General features: G+C 68.9%; 1 protein-coding gene. It reads right to left on the reverse strand.

The window, feature by feature from the left end; translation table 11 throughout:
• A partial coding sequence (locus ACYYG1_RS17690) for a peptide chain release factor-like protein (RefSeq protein ID WP_461211643.1) occupies positions 1-251 on the reverse strand: 251 nt, incomplete at both ends.

Genomic DNA, 251 nt, shown 5'->3' on the forward strand with positions numbered 1-251 from the left:
CCTGCTCCGTGCGCTCTTCCAGCTTGCGGGCGATCAGCAGCAGCGCCAGGCGCCTGTTGGCGTGCTGGCTGCGTTCGCTTTGCACCTTCACGCTCAGGCCGCTGGCGACGTGGGTCGCGCGCACCGCCGAGTCGGTGGTGTTGACGTGCTGCCCGCCGGGACCGGAGGAGCGCAAGGTGTCGAAGCGCACCTCACCTTCGAGGCTGGCCGGCAGTGCGCTGAATCGCGCACCGCCGAAGTACCAGTTCTTG

The sequence above is a fragment of the Desulfocurvus sp. DL1XJH-121 genome (genome assembly GCF_054819825.1).